Origin of the sequence: Desulfobacter postgatei 2ac9 (genome assembly GCF_000233695.2) — a bacterium.
In the GTDB taxonomy this organism is placed as follows: Bacteria; Desulfobacterota; Desulfobacteria; order Desulfobacterales; family Desulfobacteraceae; genus Desulfobacter; species Desulfobacter postgatei.
In genome coordinates, this window is record NZ_CM001488.1 from 3,897,282 (window position 1) to 3,918,239 (window position 20,958).

Consider the following 20,958-nt stretch of genomic DNA (forward strand, 5'->3'; position numbering starts at 1 on the left):
TCATCTCCTATGCGGTCTTTAGCTTGCGGATGATGAAAATCACGATGACGGCGATGATCACGAGGATAACCCACCATAGTGGTTGTATGGTTGTTTGCGGGACGATTTTCTTGGTGAATTCTACCCCTGCAAAATTCAGAGTGATTGTTTGTTCTTTGTTTTTAGGAATCTTGATCTTTTGCGTATAGGTGCCGTCTAGATTGTCCTGAAGGGGTTCAACTGCATTAAGCGCGTTCATGGATGAGAAGTCAAAGTACCTAGCGGTATCCGGCCGCGGTAGATTTTTGTATTGATCCATTAATTGATAGTGGACTTGATAGTAATCAAGTCCTTCAACAGTCTCTAAGTAGGCAACAGAGATATTCGAGTCCTTTACAGAAGGTCGAAGCTTGATATAGTGGTCCAATCGTTTCTCTCTCTGGAAATTGTAGTCCTGCGCAGCCTTGCCATTTGCCTTGATCAAAAAAGTATGGAGTCCTGTCTTAGTCAGCGGACTTGACACATATGTATAGATACCGTCGTTGGCGGCATTATCACCGTGGGTGCCGTCATCATAAAACCGCTGTGCCGTATCGTTCATAACAACTAACGGCGGCTCGATTTTTTTTACTTCAGAGAGGATGTAAGCTTTCTGACTGTGCATCCTAAGGCCTGCATCATTGAGTTTATACTTCTTTCGAAGTATTTCGAACTCACCGGGGTCAATCGTATTTGAATTGAACCAATTTCCTATGCTGACTGTCGGCTTGGCGGAATTCAGTTCCACGTCAGCGCCGACAACGGGCTTTCCACGATCGGTCAGCTTCGCTTCAATACGAATGCTGTCTCCTGTGAAGTACTGTTTTTTGTCAAACATCACATCCATTGTCAAGTCAGACAGAATTAGTGTGCTATATGAAAATTCGGATCCGTTTTCCCGGAGGACTGCGTTTTCCCCGGTTTGATGTTGGACCTTTAGTTTCCATTCTCCTACCTTCCCTGGTTGTCTCAAGTAATCTTTATGAACTGAATAGACGGAGGAGAAGCTCCCTTCTCGATTGAAAACATAATCTGTTTCTCTCGCCACGTCCGGTGTTATCTCTGTGCCATCAGGTGCTATAATGCTCACCGCGAACAGATTTGGCGTCCCTCTTTCCCAACTGACAACGAAATCTATTCGTCTATCAGACGTGCCGACCGGAAGCGGTATCTCTTTTATGTCACCCGGCTCAACAGAAACCGTTGGATCTCCTGATGTTTCTGTCCCAAAGGCGATATCCAATACTTTAGTATATATGCTTGCAAGATCAGCAGGAATAGACTCACCTGATCCCGCACCGAAAACAACAAACTCTCCATTTGTTTGCTCCTGAATATCTTCCATCAGCTCGTGATCCACATAGGCGCCATTTTCCCCAAAGGCTACCGAAAATACCGGAATTCCTTTGTCAACGATGCTCGTCAATACACCTGTATCCCGGGGGTCTTGCCCAGAAGGCTCGGCGTATCCGTCGCTCATGAGCAGTATGACCCCATCATTGGAGTCTCCAAAGAGTGTAAGACATTGATTCAATCCATCTGAAATGCGAGTACCGGTACCACCTGTTGACGGGCCGGTGCCCCCTGAATAGGGTATTCCCAATGCGCCTTTCATCGCGTTGATATGTGAACCGTTAATTGGGTTTAGCCCATATTCGACCTCCACTGCTGGAGGACCGCCACCGAAACGTACTGCTCCAACGCGAACCGCGCCAATCGTTCCAGGCGAAACGCCGATCTCAAGATCGTCTAGAAACGGTTCCAACGCGTTCCTCGCTTGGGCTATCCGACTGGATTCCAATGCATCAGAACACGGCCACGGCTCATCGTAAGCGCAACTCATACTTCCAGAGTAGTCCAACGCTAGGATGATGCGACGTGTTGTGCCCGTTCCGTTCAGAATTACATCAAGAACGGGCGTATCCGGGTCATTGGTAGTCAGGTGGAGTGTATCGGTTTTGGCCGATGCATCAACGGGATTGAAGGAAATATCGATATCGGTGCTTGAAACACCCGTTACCGGCGATCCCACCGAACTGGAAATAGAGAAGCCTCTATCTCCGTATTCCAGCGCAACCGCCAGTGTCATATCTTGGGCAAATCGATTATGAACCGTAATTGTCAGGGTTTTCGTGTCTCCGACAATCACGCTGTCGAACTCCATTGGGGACGGTGCGGCAAAAACGTCTGACACATAAGTGGCACCGAATGCATCGTTCAGCTCCCCTTCCATCCAGTAGATTGTCCGTGTGTCCGCGCTCGGCTTGGACACTCGAATCAACCACACATCACCAGCGGGAGCTGGCGAATCCAGTGCAAACTTAAGGTGAAACACTTTGTCCGCTATCTCTTCAACTGCGTCGAGGGTGGCGACAGACAAACCTCCACCGCCTATGAGCGTATTGTTTGACGATGGTATCGTCAGCGTGCGCTCAGCAGCCGGATCCGAAGTTCGTTGGACATAAACAACGACATCAGACAGGTCCCCCGCCAATCGAACAGACCTCGTGCTCACACCTTCGGGGACGGTGATATTGAAGGTATTGGGACTCGTTCCGGTTATCGTTATCGCCGTCTGAGCAGAAACTTTTGCTGAATAAAAATAAGACCCCAGTAAAAAGAGTACAATCCAAAAAAGTGTGGTTTTATTCAAATCAAACAAATTGATTCTCATTGTTTTGCACATAATGGTTCCTTTCTAAAATGAAGAGTTTCTATGAATACACATTCAAGGTCCGTGTGCTCTGTTCGGATGGTCCACCCTCGTTCGTAAGAACGATATGGTAGCTCCCCGGAGACAACGTAGCCGGCATTGGTACGCTTCCAATACCACCCAATGTTTGAATGATGCCTGCCATTTCATCGACTGTAAGCGTAATGCCGCCAATTGCGATCCTCCGGAGGTTCGGATCGCCTTCGAAGAAGTGCTCACAGAATATTTCGATGGTGGGGGAGCTGCTCAGAAAGACGCTCGTCGGTAGAAACTCATTACCCGTAGTTCGAAACACTGGTCGCGTTATAGACGGAGCAACCGTAATTGTCACGCTTGCACTGCTCGATCCAAACACTTCGGCCTGGATCTGAGCTGTTCCGGCCTCATGCGCCGATACGACACCACTATTGTCTACGGTTACGACGGCTTCATTGTTGCTCGACCAAGCCAGTCCATCACCAGCGGCGGTGAGTTGTCTAATAATACCATTGTCGAACTCGCCGACAGCTGTCAGCGCACTACTTTCTCCGATATTTATTGAGAATTCACCCTCTATCGTAATTGAAACGTCCGTAAACACGGAAAGGTCCACGGACGTGGACACTGTATCGACCGTTACAGTGATGCTGACAGCTCCATCATTCCCTCCTGTAACCACACCGTTAGAATCAACAGTTGCGACAGTCTCATCCGAACTCGACCATTCCAATCCAGGCGTGCTACTCGAAAGAACATGGGATGACCCGTCAGAGTATGAACCCGTTGCTGTAAGTGACTTGTTTCCTCCACTGAGTATAGAATCCTCTGCTCCCGGTGTGATGGTGATGCCAGTCAACACGGCGTCCCCGGAAGAAGTCCCAATTCGGCTGAGCAAATCACTCGACAGAATCTCGTACCGAATCCCTCCCCGGGTCGGATCGTTGGTGACGTTGCTGTTGGTCATGGCTGCCTGGTAGTCCACCGTGGCCAGCAGCACCGAGTAGTCATCCGGCGGCAAGCCATCGGGGGGGACGGTGGAGAGCTTGATGACCGCCTGCTCCCTCACCTGGTTGGCGCTTGCCACGAACACGCCGGCCCCGCCGCCTCCGGCGCCGACGATCTCCTCGGCCTCGCGGTAGTCTATTCGGACATAGACCGTATCACCAACGCTGAAACCGTATGTCGATGTGGAGAGATCCAAATCCACGGATGTCTCCAGATGCACCTCGTGACCGGCCCGGTTGTCGGCGTCTCCGTCATACCTCACCAGCGCGGTGCCGGACGAAACGGTAATGGTGGTGCCGGAGGCGGTCACCTCGAGGGGCATTGTGCCGTCGGCAGTGTAGAGGCGTCCGGGATTAAACAGCAAGTAGTTTAGATATCGCCTCGCCATCAAATGAAAGAATTGTTCCAAGGTAAAATCCTCGGCCTTCAGGAAAAGCCCGTCAAAATAGTTCAATCGGGAATTCCAGGTACTCATGTTGATGCGTTCTTCTCCAGCCATAAATCCTCCTTCGCTATTTCTATTCCCGCGGCACGTCGATCGTCTCGGCGTTGGGCCACACCAGCGTGTCCCATCCTGCAGTCGAGTAGTGACCCACCATGATTCCGGGGAAGTTGTATCCAATGGTATAGTCCGTGTGCGCCGGCCGCTCCTCGTCGAGTACGGTCCGCACGTTGGATGCCACAAACTTGAGGTTGTTTATATCGATGGGCACGGGCGGCGCCGATACTTCCCGGTAGCCGTACGGGATCTCCACCTGAAAGATGTGGGGCAGCCCGCCCACAGTGGTGTCAAGCTCGACCGTGGAGCGGACACCCACCTGAATGCCCAGCTCTTCGGTCACCTTTACCGGCGCCTCAACGAAGATCTCCAGAAAACGGTGAATCCCGGTGATCGTGCCGCGGCGTTTGTAGAGCGGCACGATGTTCTGGATCAACCGGCGGGTCTTGGAGAGGGGCCAGTTGTCGGTTACGGAAAGGGAGACCCAGCCGGCCAGGTATTGGACAAAATCTTCGTCGAAAAACCCGGCCTCCGCGCTGCTCGGCCGGTTCCCGCCAGGCGCGCGTTCCGGATCCGTATACCGGGCAATGTCGTCAAGCAGCTGTTCGAGCCCGGGAACGGCCTCTGTTTGTCCCTGGGTCAAGGGGTGAAGCCGTTCGGTCAGAATCTGCTCGTAGGTGGCGCGCTCATCGGCCGAAAGGACCGATCCCAGGGCGAGTAGCTCGGCAAGCCGCGTGTGGCTCATCTCCCCTAAAAACGTAAAGGTTCGCGTCTCGGTGTCATAGGTAACATCTCCTGGGGCGCCGATTAGCGCGGGTGGTATGACGTCGATGGAGACCGAGGCGCGAAGTGGGCGAACCGCAATCTCTCTGTTGCCGGCCATGAGAGCTTCGTAGAGCTTCACGAAACCGGCATAAAGCCCCTCCGGATCGTCCACATAGGCCGGTGGAAGATACGTCAGGTAATCGGGACGGTCGGGTCGAGTGGCCACGTTCTGCCTCCTATGCAAAGCTCCCCGACAATTTTCGGGAAGGTCAATGGTGAAAGATTGAACAACGCATTGTCGACGTTGTTGCCGATACGGACCGATTCAATTTGATCCACGCCGTTGATCCCTTTCAAGAGCTGGAACAGCTCGGAGCGGTATACGCCGCGTCCGAGGGGCCATCCGGTGCCGTCGATTCCTCCGTCGAGGGCATCGAACCGCCGGCGCACGGTTTTCTGAATCGCGCCCGCCAGCTCGACGGGGTCGGCATGCAGCTTCGACTTGACGCTGAGATACAACGCAATTTCTTGATAAACCGGCGCCTGCACCAGCACCCGCGTGGTGATGACCCGTCGTTCGTCGATGAACTGATACACGGCATTCAACAGATCAAGGGTCGGTGTTGGCCACCAGTCATTGATGGAGGCGCGCTCTGGAACGACAATTACGGCTACCCCACCGAGATCGTCGGTCCGCAACGCATGGGCCCGGGCGACCTTGAGGGCCTTAAGCCCGCTTGAGCCGTTGAAGCCGTCTGTCGCCATGAATTGGAAATCCCGCGCGGCAATGGCCCGATCCGGATCAAAGAGCGTTCCAAGCCCCTGTTCCGCGGCGGTGTGTGCACCGAAGAGATAACGACCGCCCCTGGCCGGATGGGGATTGTTTACGTGTAGTGCCGACTGTTCGAACAGATTGTCGATTGCGCTTTGATACGTCGCGAGATAACTTGCGTCTGCCGGAACGAGGTCGCGAAGGGTTGCCCAATCCACGGTCAAGCCGCCGGTGAGCAGCAGGAGCTCTCGGGTAGTATCGTAGGTAACGCCGGATACCAGTCCGGCCGGCACTGCGTCGGGGGGCAGCGGCTCTCGCAGGGATTGAATAGTATCCAGACAGTTGGCCGCCACCTGCACGTATCGATCGGCGACACGCTGATACCGCAGGCACACAACCGGCTCTCCATCGGCGGGAATGCGTCCGTTGACCCCATTGCCGAAGCGAAAGCGGTACGCCTGTTCCTCTGCGGAGACGCGCCTCGGCAACCACTCCACCGTGAACACCGCGTCCGTCTCGACCGCGTCCAGCAAATCCGGCGCATAGCGCCAGGTCTGAGCGCCAACCGTGATCAGCGGATTGGGATCATAGGCGAGCGACCCCTGACGGGCCGGATCCAGCAACAAGGGGAGACTCCCCTTGGGTAAAACCAGATCAAAATACTGATCCGTCTCCCCGCTGCCCGTGCCGAGCGATTGGCTGCCTTCCCAAACCGCCAAATGGCGGGCGGTCGCCGTAACATTGTTGGTCATGGCGGGGATCTCCACTTCCCCGATGGTTTCGAAGAGGGTTCCGCCGGCATCGGGCACGGCCCGGCCAACGGCGGCATTAGCTCCGGTGATTACGGTGCCCGCGTGAATCACGATGACCTTGTTGGTCGCTTCGAACAGAGCCGTCACCGCGGCTTCGTACAGGGAATCGGCAGAGAGTGCCGACAGCCGCTGCCGGTTTAATTCGGTCATCGCCCCGTCGAAGCTGAGCAGGCCTGTCCCGCTGTCATACGACATTTTCTCACCGAACCCTGCGTCCTCAAAATCAACGCCGGTTGGAAGAGCGGGCAACGGGACCGACTTCTTACCGCGATAGAACACCACCGTCGCGGTTACCGGCTCCGGCCGGTCGAGCACCATTTTCAGGAAGTTCCGTTCCACTTCCGGAGAAATCTGGTCACAACGGTAGATGATCGATTCCCCCATGGCGCTGAGCAGCTCCAATAGGGCGATACCCGGATCCGATGCATTGTGATCGGTATAGTCCCGGGAGATGAGCGGCAGCTCATCGAGCAGGATGCTCCGAATCTGCTGATAGCTGAGGTCGTCAATCTTTGGTATCGGTAGCGCCATAATGTATCTATGCTCCTTCAGCCGTGCCGATACGCACGGCCTCTGCCTGACTCACCGCAACGACCCGGTGAACCCCGCTGCTCACCAGCTGGTTTGGTGGAATATCGATCACCGTCGCAGACGGGTCGCTCTCGAACGAAGCGGTCACGACAAAATCAACCCCTTCTACCGCCTCAATGCGGGCATAAATATTCGAGAGATAGAGTTGGTTGCCAAATGTCCACCCCGCATTCTCCGGACCGCCTTTAAGCGGATGGAGATATTGATCGAGGTCGGCAACGACCCGACAGATCACCAGGTTGGCCTCAGCCGGATCAGCCGGTACGAAGATCACGGTTACGGCAACGGATGTGTAGGTCGGTCCAATGAGATAGAGCCGGTGATTGGCGGTCTCGGGCGCTCGCCACGACAGATAACGCCGGACGCTGCCGAGGAGCTCTGCAGAGGGTGCGGGCCTGCGATCCTCACTCTGGGGCACGATCATCACCGTCACGGCGCCGAGCTCTCTTTTACCCGCCGGATTGGTAATGGGAAGGGTTCGCACCAGCGCCACCTCGGCGCTCGCCTCCTTTGCCAGCGCGCTGTAGTCATCCGGGGTAACCGCCCGGTTTCGATGCTTGAGGGTGGCGGGCCCACGGGCCAAGGTCTTTTCCAGGGTCTCAGGAGGTGCCCCGCCGGCGGCCGGGATGGGATTACGGACCGCGGCCACGAACGGCAACGCGCTCTTGAGTTGAACAATCGTATCCTTGGGGCGATTGCCATCCTCGCCGCCGTTGGCCCGATATACCTGAGCAACCACGTTGTTTCTGCCGAGGGGTAACGGCAGTGCTTGAAACTGGGGCTCATCCGGCATGGCACCGAAGGTTAACTGACCGGTTACCCGATCGATCACATAGTGCCGGCTCGTGGGCGATGAAAACCGGAAGTTGGCCACCGGTTGCCACCGTACCCACGTCCCATCCTCTCCTTCCGGCTGCTCCGGAATTACCGGTGAGGGGGATACCCCGAGTTGCCTCGCCCGTTCGGCCTCCTCTTCGGCCATTCCCGCGAGCGCATCTTCCGCCGGCCGGGATGCTTCCCGAATCAGTATCTGCTCTCCCTCAAGGACCGGAGATTGCGAGAGATAGAGGGTCTGACTCAACTGCCCGGTGCCGCTGCCCACCAGCTCCGCTTTCACGGTCCGGATACTGTCGGCCCAGACAGTGTTGGTGTGGACGTTGATGAGCCGCCTGGGCTGTGAAAAAACGCCACGCACGAGCCGCGCGCGAATCCATGCGGCCGTCTCGCCGAAACGCGATCCCACGCCCATGTCCTCGGGTGCCACGAACTGAAGCGTGGCCGTGTTGGCGAGCCCGGCGCTGTTCTCTTCCACATCCAGACGCTGCCATGAATCGTCGGTATCGAGATACTCCCAGATCAAAACAGGGGCATCATCACCCTGCTCGGCGGACAGCAGGCTCGGGGAGGGGGAGACCACCTCCAACAGTTGGCTGATGGGACGGTTGCCGAATACCGCATCGTATCCCAGATAGAGCGCCGGTTCCGTATGCGCCACGGTGGCGGGCACAAACGGGGAGAAGGCCCCATCCCCCGGGGTAGCCACCTCGAAGTTGTTGACACACCTGATAGCCGTGGGCGCCACATACGCATTTTCTTCGGCGTTGGCGTATTCGATCCCGAAATCGGTGATGGACAAGAACGGTGGACGGTAGGTGGGATCCGTATAGGTGTAGTTCACGTTATTGTCCACCACGCTCAAGTTCGTCACTGCGTCGATACCGAAATCGCCCCTGACTATCCGCGCACGAATCCAGTTGGCCTTTTCCTTGCCTACCTTGACAGGTGAGATGGCCTCTGGCAGTGGGAACCCCAAGCTCTTGGTTTCGCCTACCTCTGCAATAGGTGTCTTGAAGTCCCCATTCCCTGTCAGTGTTCCCAAAATCGGCGTCCAAACGGTGCCGTTCCAGTACTCCCATGAAATCATTGCGGTCGCTTTTTCATCCGGATACTGCATGTTTGCGTCCACGGCACCCGGAATGGGAGCGAGCTTCCAGTTGATAGTGATGGTTCGCGCCTGTATCGGATCCGTGTGGGTAAATGCCTCCTCACACGAGATGTAAAAAGCATCGTTTTGCTTTGGCCGCTCACCAAAGGGATAAAAATCCCGGTTGAGATCAACGGCAAACGTATTGGTATAGGCAGCGTCCGGCGGCAGGACAACGTCGTTCGGCTCTGCCTTTACCTTGATGTCCGTGATGACCGGCAGATTGCCGGAGTCCACTGTCAAGGGGTCGAGGTTACGCCATCGAATCCAGGCGGCCTCGGACTCAACCACCTTGCTCGTTTCGGTTCCCGGGAAAGACAGTAGCCTGATCTCGTACCCGTCGGGGGTAACGGTCGACATACGCAGGCTCTCCTCTTTAATCCCCGTCCAGATCCCCTTCTCATAGACTTCCCATACATAGCACCTGTATAGATCGCCGGGATCGGAGAAGCAAAAACGAATGGTGATGGTGGGCGACGTATCGAGCGTGAAGAACCCGTCATGCGCCAGATAGAGGCTGTGCTCCACGTCACGATCGCTCGCGTCCGCCATGAGCACGGGCGCGCCGGTTCCTCCGTCGACGAGCTCGTCCTCGATCTCCCGATAGCAATCGTCCTGCGGGGTAATGGTGACTGCCTTGACAAGCGTTGCAGCGCTCAGATCGAAACCGGTATCTGTTTCGAAAATAACGGCCGGACTGGTTGCTGTCTGGGTCGTTGCCACCTGGGTCCCTTTGGAAATGTGCCGGCCGTCCGGGGTCTTCGACGCCGGTATGAAGGTCACCGGCGCTCTGGCCGGAGACCCGGGTTTTGCTTCGATGCCGATAAGGTTCAAGAAAGCCGCTTTGTGCTTCTTGGGAATCTGGTTGACGCGCTGCACCAGAACGTCCATCAATCGCGTGACCGCTCGGGTCATCACCATCCCGAGATCCAACTTCTCTACATCCTCTGCCGCGGCCCAGCCCGGTGTAAACCTTTCCCGAAGACCATTCGGATAGCGATTGCCGCCGATGTCGATGGGAGATCGAACCATGAGGTTCCAATGATCGTCGGTCGTTCGCTTATCGATCCGTGGGGTGTTGTCGCTCATTGGCCTGTTCCTCCTAAATAGAAAGGAAAGACCAAATTATGCTTGGTGTGGGTCTGTCTAACCTTATAGTCGATGGAGATTTCCGCTATGTTGGGACCTTTGGGGGAAACCCGGACCTCCACAGCAAGAAGCCGTATACGGGGCTCCCACTTTTGCAACGCGGTTTTTACCGAAGTGCCCATCCGCCGGCGATTCTGTTCTGAGAGGGGCTTGAACACGAAGGTCGACAGGTCTGAGCCGAAATCGGGCCGCATGATGCGCTCCCCTTTTGCCGTCAGGAGGATGAGTTCAATTGACCGATCAATTGCCGCAGTGTCCGAGACCCTCACCACACGACCGGTCTCGTCCAGAGCGACCGGAAACCCGAATCCTTCACCAGTGTATGCCCGTTCTACCATTGTCTATCCTATCATCACCGTGCCGGACGCCATCACCGTTCCCACAGGCGCATCCGTCGGGTCATTGCAGGTTTCGGCCATGTCTCCCATTCGAGCCGCGGCCTTTCCGTTGATGAAAACGGTCCCGCTGCCCATCTTGATGGTGGCCCGGTTACTCGGGGGCGACTGAAACGATCCCCCCTGAGGGATATGGGAGGGCGTGTTGGTGGCGGTGCTGTCCACTGTGGCCGCGGGTTTGCCCTCGATATTCACGTCACTGCTGAGAGCTCCGTCTATATCCCCGGAGAACGGGTGGGGAATCGGCGTGGGCACCGGTCCGCCGGGGGTGGGAATCAGTATGATGTGGATGTCCACCCCAAGAATCTTGTCACTCTGTTTTGCCGCGGGTTGTCCCATAGTGTCGCCTCCTTCAGTTGATGTTCACGGTGGACCCTTGTATGTTCAGGGTGCCGCTCGCTTCCAGATCCCCGTCCCCACCCGATGTCAACTTGGCTGACGAGGACGCCGTCACTTCCAGATCTTTGCACGCCAGCTTCAAGGTGCCGTTGGGCGCGCTGATAGTGATATCTGCGTCTGCTGTGATCTCAAGATTGCCTTTGGCCACGTTTATGCGGATGAAGTTCTTTTGGTTTTTGTCGGTGATGACAATCTGCTCCCCGCCGTCGGTGTCATCGAGTAGAATCGTATGGCCGGACCTGGATTTGATGAAGCGCAGGTTGTTTTTGCCGTCGCTGTTTTCCCCGGGCGGCCCATCCTCGCCGTTCCACAACGCACCGAGGACAACAGGACGCCGAGGGTCGGCATGCTCAAACCCCACGAGTACCTCATCTCCCATTTCGGGCAACATGAAGAAGCCCCGGTCAGCGCCGGCCATGGGTGTGGCAATCCGTGCCCAGTGACTCTCGGCGTCGTCGTTGAGCCAGGGAAATTTCAGACGGACACGTCCGAGCCCGTCCGGATCCTCGTTGTTGGTGACGATAGCCGGTACCACGCCCATCACAGGCACCTGGCGAGGATAACGGTCCGGCGGGGAGATCAAATCGTAAAGCGTCATGAGGCAGCGTTCCTCTGGCAGGAGAAGCGGGTCACATACCCCTGATCGTCAACAATATGCTGAGCGCGGGTGACGTAATAGAGACCGCTGAACCGCGTGCCGAGCTTGTCCAGTTCCACGACCTCTCCTGCGCGTATAGCCGGATTGCCGAGAGTCTCCCCTTCGGCTTCGATGAACCGCATACAGATTTCATTGAGCAGGGCACGAGCCATTTGGTCTGCTTCGGTCTGACTGAACACCACCTGGTCCACCACGATCATCTCGCTCTCTCCGAAGGCCTCCTTGGTAATCGCCGCCCCCAGCGTGTTGCCGGCCATGTTGGTTGTGACGTCCGATTCAGTGGCGAGACCGACAATGGCCTCCTTGGCCTAGGGATTCCATCCGCGAACCGATACCTTGTCCACCTGAGCCAGCGTTGAAAGGCGCGCTTCGAATTTCCTCAGATCCCGCCGGTACGTCAGGGTAACTGTTTTGCCGTCGGCGTGGGCCGACGGTCTGAAAATCAACATACCATCCACGACATCCAACTCGAAGTGGATACGCCGCGCCCGCTCCGCCAGAAAGTCGATATCACTCTGATTGTGCTGCACGAGATAGGCGTGAACCACCTCACTCTCTTCGATCTGAGCCGAGAGCTGCAGATCCTGCGCGATCAACTCGGCAGCTTCGGAATCTTTGACATCCGCGAAGGTGCGTGTTTTTCTTCCCCGGCGGAGACGGTGGAGCTTGTCGTATCCCTGTACACGAAGCACCGGACTGTCTGTGTCCCCGAAATCGGCCTGCGCCGCCACAATCTCGCCCACGATGAGGTCGGTATGCTCCTCACCATAGCCCATGGTGATACGAATCTCCCGGCCTTCGGCAAAGGTGCCGTCATCAATCCATTTGTAATCCTGTACGTCCGTGTCCCAGATATTGACAGCCACCTCGAACGTATCCGGACCGTTCACGTGCTGCTCCACTTCCACCGACAGCACGTCCGGCACAACTTCCGGTTCCAGAGCACGTCCATCCAGCTCGATGGACCAGTCAGGAATAAGTTCCAATTGTTCATCTTCTATCGACATTTATCACCTATTTAATCGCCGGTATAGTCAAAACGGTTCCCGCCGGAAGAGCTCTGGGATCAAGAACAGTGTTCGCCCTGGCGATACGTCTCCATTCCCCCGGTTTCTTCCAGACCGTCTGCGCAATGCTGCTGAGCGTATCTCCTTCACGGACGGTATAGGTCCGCGCCGGAAAGGAGCTTCGCCTTGGGAACCGCTCTTCAATCTCTTCCGGTGTCAGATACTCTTGGAAGCTCAAATTGGCTTTGGCCCGCACCGGATAACCCTGCTCGGAAAAGAGAATGTATTGCAGTCGCAGACTGAGCAGCACCCCCTTGAAAGGGAAGTCCGGATTGGTGACGCCCGTGGGGGCGTTGGCCCATGTCACCTGGACAATCGGCGGCCGTTTTCCGTCATTGCCCTCGTCGACGCTCACCACCATCAGCCTCGCGACCCGGTCTGTATACACCCTGACATCCACCGGACTTCCCGAGCCATCCCGCTCTTCGTACGAGTCAAAAAAGAGCTCCATGCTCAACTTCTTCAGATCTGCTTTTGTAAACTGCGTTCTCGGCTCCTGTCCCTGCACATTCTGGGTATCCCAGCTATTGCTCTGTTCGATGGTGTACTCGGTGGGATTGAAGAGCACTTTTACATTGTCATTGGTCACCTGCTCATTGGCGTCCAAGTTGATAATCGTCATTTTGGCGAGTGGCATGCCTACCTCCCCACCCTCTCCCGCTCCTTCAGAAGCTGGCGGGTCAAGGAACGTTCTGTCTGCCGAGTGAGTCGTTTCGGATTGAGCATCTGTTTCTGCCAACCCCGTAGTGCTTTCTCCACGAGGGAGGTGACTTCGGCCTCACTTTGCGCCGTTGTCGTCTCCGTATTCCAGGTCCGTGTCGGTGTCAGTGTCTGCTTCATCTCCTTTACTGCAAGAAAAGTCGAGGTGTCCTGTTTGTGAACGAAGCGTATATCTTGCTGAACCGTATGGCGATCAGCTCTCATGGTACGATCGGCTCTGATGGTAACAGACCGCAGCCTTTCTTTGGGTACCAAAGCCTGTCTTTTCTCATGAGTCACAAGAGACAACCCCGTTCGAGTCGTTGAGAGGTCCGAGCTCGGCCTGTTCTTTTTTTCTCCGTATAAAACGGTTATCTGTTTTTCATGGGACGTTTCAACAAGCTCTCTCTTGAAAACCTGGCTTTGCCGACGTTTTTCAAAATATCCCTTGGCAAGCCGATTCTTCATACGCCTCCTAAATCTGGCCGGTGTATCTGCGATCAGGGTTGCAAACAGATATTTTGACCATATCGGAGCCATGGTAGCTTTTTCACCATTTGGATTGCAAAGCATCTTCATCGTCGTCAATGTCTGCCTGATGTTGTGTCTCAAGATGGATGGGGTATGCACCTGGCAATGTGATCGGTAAACGGTTTCTCGACGTCGCATCCCCATTTTTGAAACTGTTTGTCGTTGTATGAAGCCGGCTTCATTTCTTGAAACCGGCGTCAGGTTTGGCAATGTCGCAGAATATGCTTGTGTCCTTTCCTGCGCCCTTGCTCGGATGCGTTGCCGCTCTCGCGAGATGCTCAATATGTCTCTTCGCGAGCCCAATTGGCGGAGGCGTTCGTTGTGGATGACCGGCAAGGCAGCGTGTTGAATGATCGGCCCTTTATTTGTCGTGTTTTCGTAAAGACTGGGCATAGCCACGGTCATGCGCTGCAAATCTGTCCGGTGCCATGGCGCAAGGCGATACGGTTCAACCGAAGCCACAATGGCGGCAGGAGCCAAAATAGAGGTCGACGCCGAACGAAGGCCCGCCTGCCATGCTCGCCCCGTCTCGCCGGACAGCTTTTGAAAACATAGATGAGTGGCTCGCTCCTCTCTGCGCCACTCGCCGGTTTTGAAAAAACGCTGTTTAAAAAGAGGCTCAACGCGTTGCAAGTTCTTGACCGGGAGCGATAACGCCAGGGTAACCCCGGAGGACCAATGCAGCGCCAGGGTGGGCTGTACGGTTATCTGTCCGACAAAGAGCCTGTGGATCATTTTCAGAAAAGAACTGTTTTTCGCGACGTGATTTCCGATCAACGATTTCATCCGCCACTTTTGTCCCAATCGTCTTCGAACCATGCCGTTCATGCCGCGCAGCACTCCGATACCCCGTTTCTTGGGGGCACGTGTCGCAACACCGATGCGGGTGCAAATAAGGCTCATGGGCCTAAAGTCGGGTCGGGTCGATGTGGCAATGTCCGTATTCTTTTTCATCTGTCACGCCGTAAACTGAAAAACAGCAATCAATGTCGTCGATCCCTCGGAGAGCTGAGCTCTCACTCGCGGTACGGATCCGGTGCCCGAGGTCGCTGTTATGCGGATTTTTCGGGCCCCTCCGCCGCCGGGATCATCAATTTCCATGTCGCCTTCATGGGTCATCGGGGTCAACGCCGCCTCGACCCCCTTGGGAATATCCAATACAAGGGTGACCTGCTCTCCTTGCTTACCAGCGTCATAGCGAAACGAGACGGTGGCCGCCCCCACCTGGAGGGAACCCCGCCCCAGGGCCGGCGTAATCTCACCGGGGTGTTTTGTGATCGTGGGGACCGCCTCAGCCTCCTCCTCTTCGAGTAGAACTTCACCTCTGCTCTGCAGCGCGACCCGGGCGCTCGTACCTTCCCGAACGGACCGACTCACCGTTTCGGCCTCGTTCTCCAAGCTTGCCTCAGTTGACGATAGGCCGGAAGAGACCGCGTTGTCCGATTGAATCGTATGGGCGACTTCATGGGCCAACAGCCCCATGCCCTCTGGTTTGTCCGGAGCGAACCTCTCTTTTCCGAAATAGATATCCCGATCACGGGTGAACGCGGCCGCCCCAATTTCCGCTGCTTCTTCTGCAGCAGCTTCATCCCGGTGGATCCGCACCTTGGCCAGATCGTTGCCGAGCAGTGACGTCAACCGGATCCTGGCAACGGAAGGAAGATCCTCCGGCTTTGATGAACGCCTCGGCGCCGAGGCTCGCGTCGTTGGGCGGGCTTCCGGCGTTCGTTCGCGTTCGTCCTGAAGACTCATACTGTTTTGCAGTGGCTTGAGCCGTTTTTTCTTTCGTTTCATGAGACCCCCTCTTGCGGTACAAGTGAAAAGTACCGACCAAAATCCGATTTGGTACAAAGTTTTCCCATCTTCTGATACTCTCGCCTGATGGCCAATATTATGTAGGTCATTGTCACCTGGCCTTCGTTTCGCGCTGCCAAAAACGCGCTCGCCAATGCCACGTTTTTGATATTCCCGCCTGAAAACTTGAACTGCTTTGCGAGGAAATCGAAATCGACGTCCTCGGCCACTGGCGTTTGAGCGGGAAATACCTTCTGCCAAATACGTTTGCGTTGCGCCTCCCCGGGCAAGGGAAACTCGATACAGAATCGAAGACGTCTGGTAAACGCTTCGTCCAGATGCCCCCGGACATTGGTAGAGAGGATAACCAGCCCATCAAACGCCTCAATACGCTGCAGCAGGTAGTCGATTTCGATATTGGCGTATCGATCGTGAGAATCCTTGATTTCAGTCCGTTTGCCGAACAGAGCATCGGCTTCATCAAAAAAGAGGATACCGTGGGATTGGTCCGCCTCTTGGAACAGTCGCTCCAAATTCTTCTCTGTCTCCCCGATGTATTTGCTGACAATCCCTGGCAGGTTTACCTTGTACAGATCCATCTCGAGACGATTCGCCACGATCTCCGCAGCCATCGTCTTCCCAGTTCCCGACGGGCCGGAGAACAGCGCGCTGAGACCCTCTCCCCGAGAGAATATCTTATGAAAGCCCCACTCGCCGATTATCTTCTGACGAAAGTGAACCTGGTCAACAAGCTCTAAGAGCTGAGCAAATCTGTCATCGGGTAAGATGATATCCGACCACTCGAACACCGGATTTACCTGGCACGCCAGATCACCCATCTTTCGTCGACCAAGCCGGTTGGCGCTTTCGATGATCATCCACCGATCGACGTGCTCGTCTTTGCCATTTTCCACAATGCAGATGGACTTCGCCTGCCCCACCACCGTGGAGATTTGAGATGGGATGAATCGATAGCGCCCGGCCAGCTCATCAACGGATATGGTATCGGAAACGATCGACGCGGCATCGAGCTCACGCTTCCATATAGCTTTGAGTGTTTCAAATCCCGGGGCGGTGATACGAACTTCCAGTAAGCTGTCCGGAAGGCCTTGAAGCGCTGGTAAGGGCTCCTTGACCCCCCAAAAACTCATCCCTTTGAAATCTGAGAGACGCCGGTTGACGAGTGAAAGATGATAAGACGCCTCCCATGTCGGACGACCCTCGAAGAGAACATCGAGATTGCGGATGAGGAGGGCAGCGCCAAAAATTCGGGCATCGCGAACCGCTCGCATCAGGGTATCGTCGATCCGCTGTTTGAGCCCCGATGTTACGGCCATGTCTATAGTCAAGAGCGGGACGCATATGGTCCGGCAAACAGCGGCCGCCGCTTCAGTGACCGACGGGGAGGGGCCTATCAGGCAACAGGTGAGCCCTCGTCTCTGTTCACCGTTTCCGGCGCCCTTGATATGCGATTCATAAGCATGGCCAACGTTCTCCAGATTTTTTGCGGTATTTACGGAAAACAGTGTCAGGGGGGCGTCGATTTGATCAATATCAACCCAATCGGCGACCGGGCGGATGCGGTTGTCCAACTCGTATTGATTGAGCACCAAATCGACCACCGCGTCATCCACCCCCACACTGCGCTCCAGGAACGGAAGATACGCCTCATCGCCAAACCGTTCCAATTCTACTAGGCCGTATCGTACCAGAGGGCTTTTTTTACCAAAGGAGTGACGAGCGGTTAAGGTCTCTTCGAAGTCACGACAAAGCAGCCTGAAAATAAGGTCAAAGGAGACAGTTGTCCGGGTCAAATCATCCTGCAGATATGCAAACAGTCTGCGGTATTTGCCCTCGATCTCCGGGGCGAGGAGAAGCATCAACACGTCTCGTTCGAATAAAGAGAGACCGAATTCGAGAACCAGCAACTCAAGCGGCGGCAGGGCGCCTGTCTGATGAAGGGGCGCAAGGCCGGCCGTCATTCTGGATTCGATTCGAGCCAATTTTTCGTCGGACACGGCACTCGGGCGAGCCCGCTGCAAAGTTCTGTCGGCCAGGACGTCGGCGTCGGCATCGTTCAAAACCACCCCGTTTACGGTTTGCCCGTCGTTGTCGATGCTGCGCATGCGTGCAAGCTCCCGTTGGATGAAACAATCGATACGGCAAAGCTGATCCCTGAGGTAACGGCTATTTCCATCTTCTCTCACCGCCGATTCACTCAAGAACAGTTGTTTGTCAATATGTGCCATACCGCGTCTCCATGGTCGTTACCCGCCTGACATCCCAATCCGTTTCGGAATCGATGAACACCACTTTTGCCTCGTAGCTAACCGATAGCCGGTAGGGGATCTGCAATGCGTTCCAGATCCGTGTCTGCTCCTCCAGATTCATGCGGCAGAGCCCCAGCGTGATTTGGGTGCCCGTACCGGCCAGATCTCCTTGCAGCATGGTTCCACCCACAACAGCGTGATCATAGAGTACTCTCAGGGCATCTCCCAGTATGAGGTGCTCGTCAAGGGTGCTTACCGTATCAGTGACATACGGCGTGATCAAATAGTACAAATTCAAGGAAAGGGGCCCGCGTGTCGTCCCGGTCGCTCCGCGGACGAGCGGGGGCTGGTTTTTGGCAAAGGGATTCTCGGTGACCTGATAAAGAAAAATATTGATCAGGTGGTCCGTGTCCAGGGAGATGCTCTTGGGGGATGTGGCCGTTACTTCCAGATTCGGTGTGCTCATCTCCGACCCCAAAAGAGACAGAAGCGTGCTCGTAACGTCTCGTATGGCGCTGTTCGATGCCATCAATCCAGCCTCTCGAGCCCTTCATGGGCAAGCTCAATACTCTCGAAGGCCACCACGTTGTCAGTGGCCTTGAACTCGGGTCCCACCCATTTCACTGGAAAGGCGCGTCGAAGCACCCACTCTTTCAGGGTCTCGCCGGATGAATCAATCAGCGAGATGGAGATCTTCTTGTCAACGCTCTGATCGTTTTCGTTGCCGAGCCCGGATGTTCCCGAACCGGCCGGGCGCTGGTTGTCGTGGTCGAAGCTGCCCGACGCCACGTCCAAATACCAATCGTACAAATCGTAGGATTGAGTCAGCCCCCGTTTGATGGTGATATTCTTCAATGAGCAACGCTCCGGAAATTTCAACAGATGGGTATTGACCCCTCCCTCGGGATATTCGAATACCTTTACCTCGGACTCGAGCCCGGTACATTCAGCGGCGCCGCCAATCTCAATATGACCGAGACTGATTCTAAAACGGAACCCGACATACGGATCAGTTGAACGCTCTGTCATGAGTAAACCTCTATGGTCTCATTTGTGTGTCGAAGCCTGATGACAACAAACTCTGTCGGGATGAGCAGCGCCAACCCGATGTCGATGATCAGATTGTCGTCCATGTTTTCCGCTTGCACGACAAACGCCTCCTCGGGCTTTGTTCCGGCCAGAACCCCGGAGCGAAAGAGGCCGTTCAGATAGGCTGTTACGCTCCCTACGATGGTTTTCTTCAGCTCCGGCGTGTTGGGTTCGAAAACCGCCCACGCGAGGGTGCGGCGAAGCGCCCGTTTGACTGAGAGCACCGTCCGCCGCGCACTGATATATCTATAGACAGAATTGTTCGACAAGGTGCGAGCCCCCCAAACCGCGGGCCCTAAGCTTGGCATCGATTTGAGACAATTCACGCCCAACGCGGTGAGCTGCTCGGTCGCCGACGAGTCCAAGGCAAGCTTGAGCGCAATGACGTCGGTCATCGCGATATTTGCCGGTGCGCGTTGGACCCCCTCCAGGGTGTCTGTAGTGGCGAAGACGCCGGCTACAGTGCCGCTCGGCGGCCAATGCGCCGTGACCTCTTTACGCCGAATCCAGGGAAAATAAAGGGCACCGTTCATTCCCGTTGAATCAATTGCCAAAGACGGCACATAGAGATCCATGATTGCGTCGATTACTGCTACCGGATCTCCGTCAAGGGGTGGTGGATCGAGGATGGCCATCCGGTCGCCCATTTTCTCACAATGATCCAGAATTCGGTGTTGCGCCGAGACATAGGCCGGAAAATCGAACAATGTGCCCGATGATGCCTTCTGGATCATCTGGCATAAATCCGGTACCGCCACCAGGCTGATCTGTTCTATCTGTTCGAGTGCCGCGACCCCCTGATATCCGTCCAACGCCGGATTTGGATACGGGAAATAACCTGAATCGTCATAGCCGGTATAGTAGGCAGAGGCCATGGGAATGACAGGATCCAGACCAGTTTGGACCGCTACGATGGATGGCAGTAAAGACAGTGTCAGATCCACCCCCGGAATTGGGCGCCTCGAGGAGGTCGGATTGACAATTCGAATCAGAGTTGAGTGCCCCTTTTCCCCATTGGCAATCCAGCTCGATTCAGATGGATCGCCATTAATAACAGCGAGCAGATAGCTCGGATGCTCCGGGTTGAGAGAGAGCGCGCTGAAGCGCTCCTCGATGCTGCCCAGTTTCACGGTAAGGGAGAGGCCCCGCCCCACCACGTTGCAGCCGGACGGCCAGTCGTTCGTCACGGCCTCGGTTAGCCGTATACGAGTTTCCGATATGACTTGGTCAATCGTCGATAGGGCGCTCACCCCTTGATTCAAAGGATGAAGCTGCACCGACATGCCGTCATAGAGGTCCGCCGAGCTATCCACTGTGAGCAGATCGACCCCCGATTGAATAGGTGCGGTTTGGGTCAAGGTCATTAAGCGGCTTGAGGCGGTAAGCAAGAACTCCAGATCGTTTCCAAACGAGCCCACCCCTGAGGCATCAATATCAAAAAGGGGCTGTCCCGAGGTATTGCGTACGCGATACCGGGCCGCCCGGGGCGCGCCGTCACTGTTGACCGAATGCGCTACACGAACCACGTAGCACAACTGTCCCCCGTTGGCGAAAAAGCTCTTTACCGCGCCGGGGAGATAGTACCGGTCATTTTCAGAGCCGAAAATGATCTCGAACTCATCCCATTTACGGATGCGCTGGGGAAGGTTCAAGGGTCCCCGGCTTGCCAATCCGACAAAACCGGTGACACTCGAGAGCCGAGCCACTGGTTCCGGTGGAAGGGCAACCCGTTCGATATATACCCCCGGCGTACCTAAAGCCGCCATTAC

General features: G+C 55.6%; 15 protein-coding genes and 1 pseudogene. All 16 read right to left on the reverse strand.

The annotated features are described in order from the left end of the window. Positions 1-7: 7 nt before the first annotated feature. On the reverse strand, positions 8-2,704 hold the full coding sequence (locus DESPODRAFT_RS18015; protein ID WP_004075622.1) for a choice-of-anchor X domain-containing protein: 2,697 nt from the start codon (positions 2,702-2,704) through the stop codon (positions 8-10). 28 nt (positions 2,705-2,732) lie between these two features. Next, on the reverse strand, positions 2,733-4,214 hold the full coding sequence (locus DESPODRAFT_RS18910; protein ID WP_004075625.1) for an Ig-like domain-containing protein: 1,482 nt from the start codon (positions 4,212-4,214) through the stop codon (positions 2,733-2,735). Positions 4,215-4,233: 19 nt separating this feature from the next. After that, positions 4,234-5,205, reverse strand: a complete 972-nt coding sequence (locus DESPODRAFT_RS18025; RefSeq protein WP_004075627.1) for a phage tail protein — start codon at positions 5,203-5,205, stop codon at positions 4,234-4,236. Further along, positions 5,172-7,094: a baseplate J/gp47 family protein gene (locus DESPODRAFT_RS18030; RefSeq protein ID WP_004075629.1), complete on the reverse strand. Its 1,923-nt coding sequence runs from the start codon at positions 7,092-7,094 to the stop codon at positions 5,172-5,174. The genes DESPODRAFT_RS18025 and DESPODRAFT_RS18030 overlap by 34 nt, the downstream gene beginning before the upstream one ends. 7 nt (positions 7,095-7,101) lie before the next feature. Next, on the reverse strand, positions 7,102-10,227 hold the full coding sequence (locus DESPODRAFT_RS18035) for a putative baseplate assembly protein (protein ID WP_004075631.1): 3,126 nt from the start codon (positions 10,225-10,227) through the stop codon (positions 7,102-7,104). After that, on the reverse strand, positions 10,224-10,625 hold the full coding sequence (locus DESPODRAFT_RS18040; protein WP_004075633.1) for a GPW/gp25 family protein: 402 nt from the start codon (positions 10,623-10,625) through the stop codon (positions 10,224-10,226). Before DESPODRAFT_RS18040 ends, DESPODRAFT_RS18035 begins: the two co-directional genes overlap by 4 nt. Before the next feature lie 3 nt (positions 10,626-10,628). Then, the gene (locus tag DESPODRAFT_RS18045) at positions 10,629-11,021 is read right to left on the reverse strand and encodes a PAAR domain-containing protein (RefSeq protein WP_004075635.1); all 393 of its coding nucleotides are present in this window, start codon (positions 11,019-11,021) and stop codon (positions 10,629-10,631) included. 13 nt (positions 11,022-11,034) lie between these two features. Further along, on the reverse strand, positions 11,035-11,679 hold the full coding sequence (locus DESPODRAFT_RS18050) for a phage baseplate assembly protein V (protein WP_040016089.1): 645 nt from the start codon (positions 11,677-11,679) through the stop codon (positions 11,035-11,037). Next, positions 11,676-12,746: pseudogene (locus DESPODRAFT_RS18055) on the reverse strand (phage late control D family protein). Before DESPODRAFT_RS18055 ends, DESPODRAFT_RS18050 begins: the two are co-directional and overlap by 4 nt. A gap of 7 nt (positions 12,747-12,753) precedes the next feature. After that, positions 12,754-13,443, reverse strand: a complete 690-nt coding sequence (locus DESPODRAFT_RS18060; protein ID WP_004075639.1) for a CIS tube protein — start codon at positions 13,441-13,443, stop codon at positions 12,754-12,756. 2 nt (positions 13,444-13,445) lie between these two features. Then, positions 13,446-14,990 carry a hypothetical protein gene (locus DESPODRAFT_RS18065; RefSeq protein ID WP_004075642.1) on the reverse strand — a complete coding sequence of 515 codons (1,545 nt, stop codon included), beginning with the start codon at positions 14,988-14,990 and terminating at the stop codon, positions 13,446-13,448. A gap of 3 nt (positions 14,991-14,993) precedes the next feature. Further along, positions 14,994-15,830, reverse strand: a complete 837-nt coding sequence (locus DESPODRAFT_RS18070; RefSeq protein ID WP_004075644.1) for an eCIS core domain-containing protein — start codon at positions 15,828-15,830, stop codon at positions 14,994-14,996. Further along, complete coding sequence (locus tag DESPODRAFT_RS18075; RefSeq protein WP_004075646.1) at positions 15,827-18,079, reverse strand: ATP-binding protein; 2,253 nt, start codon at positions 18,077-18,079, stop codon at positions 15,827-15,829. Before DESPODRAFT_RS18075 ends, DESPODRAFT_RS18070 begins: the two co-directional genes overlap by 4 nt. Beyond that, on the reverse strand, positions 18,066-18,629 hold the full coding sequence (locus DESPODRAFT_RS18080; RefSeq protein WP_004075648.1) for a Pvc16 family protein: 564 nt from the start codon (positions 18,627-18,629) through the stop codon (positions 18,066-18,068). Before DESPODRAFT_RS18080 ends, DESPODRAFT_RS18075 begins: the two co-directional genes overlap by 14 nt. Beyond that, complete coding sequence (locus DESPODRAFT_RS18085) at positions 18,629-19,129, reverse strand: phage tail protein (protein WP_004075649.1); 501 nt, start codon at positions 19,127-19,129, stop codon at positions 18,629-18,631. Before DESPODRAFT_RS18085 ends, DESPODRAFT_RS18080 begins: the two co-directional genes overlap by 1 nt. After that, on the reverse strand, positions 19,126-20,955 hold the full coding sequence (locus tag DESPODRAFT_RS18090) for a phage tail sheath family protein (RefSeq protein ID WP_004075652.1): 1,830 nt from the start codon (positions 20,953-20,955) through the stop codon (positions 19,126-19,128). Before DESPODRAFT_RS18090 ends, DESPODRAFT_RS18085 begins: the two co-directional genes overlap by 4 nt. Between the last annotated feature and the right edge of the window lie 3 nt (positions 20,956-20,958).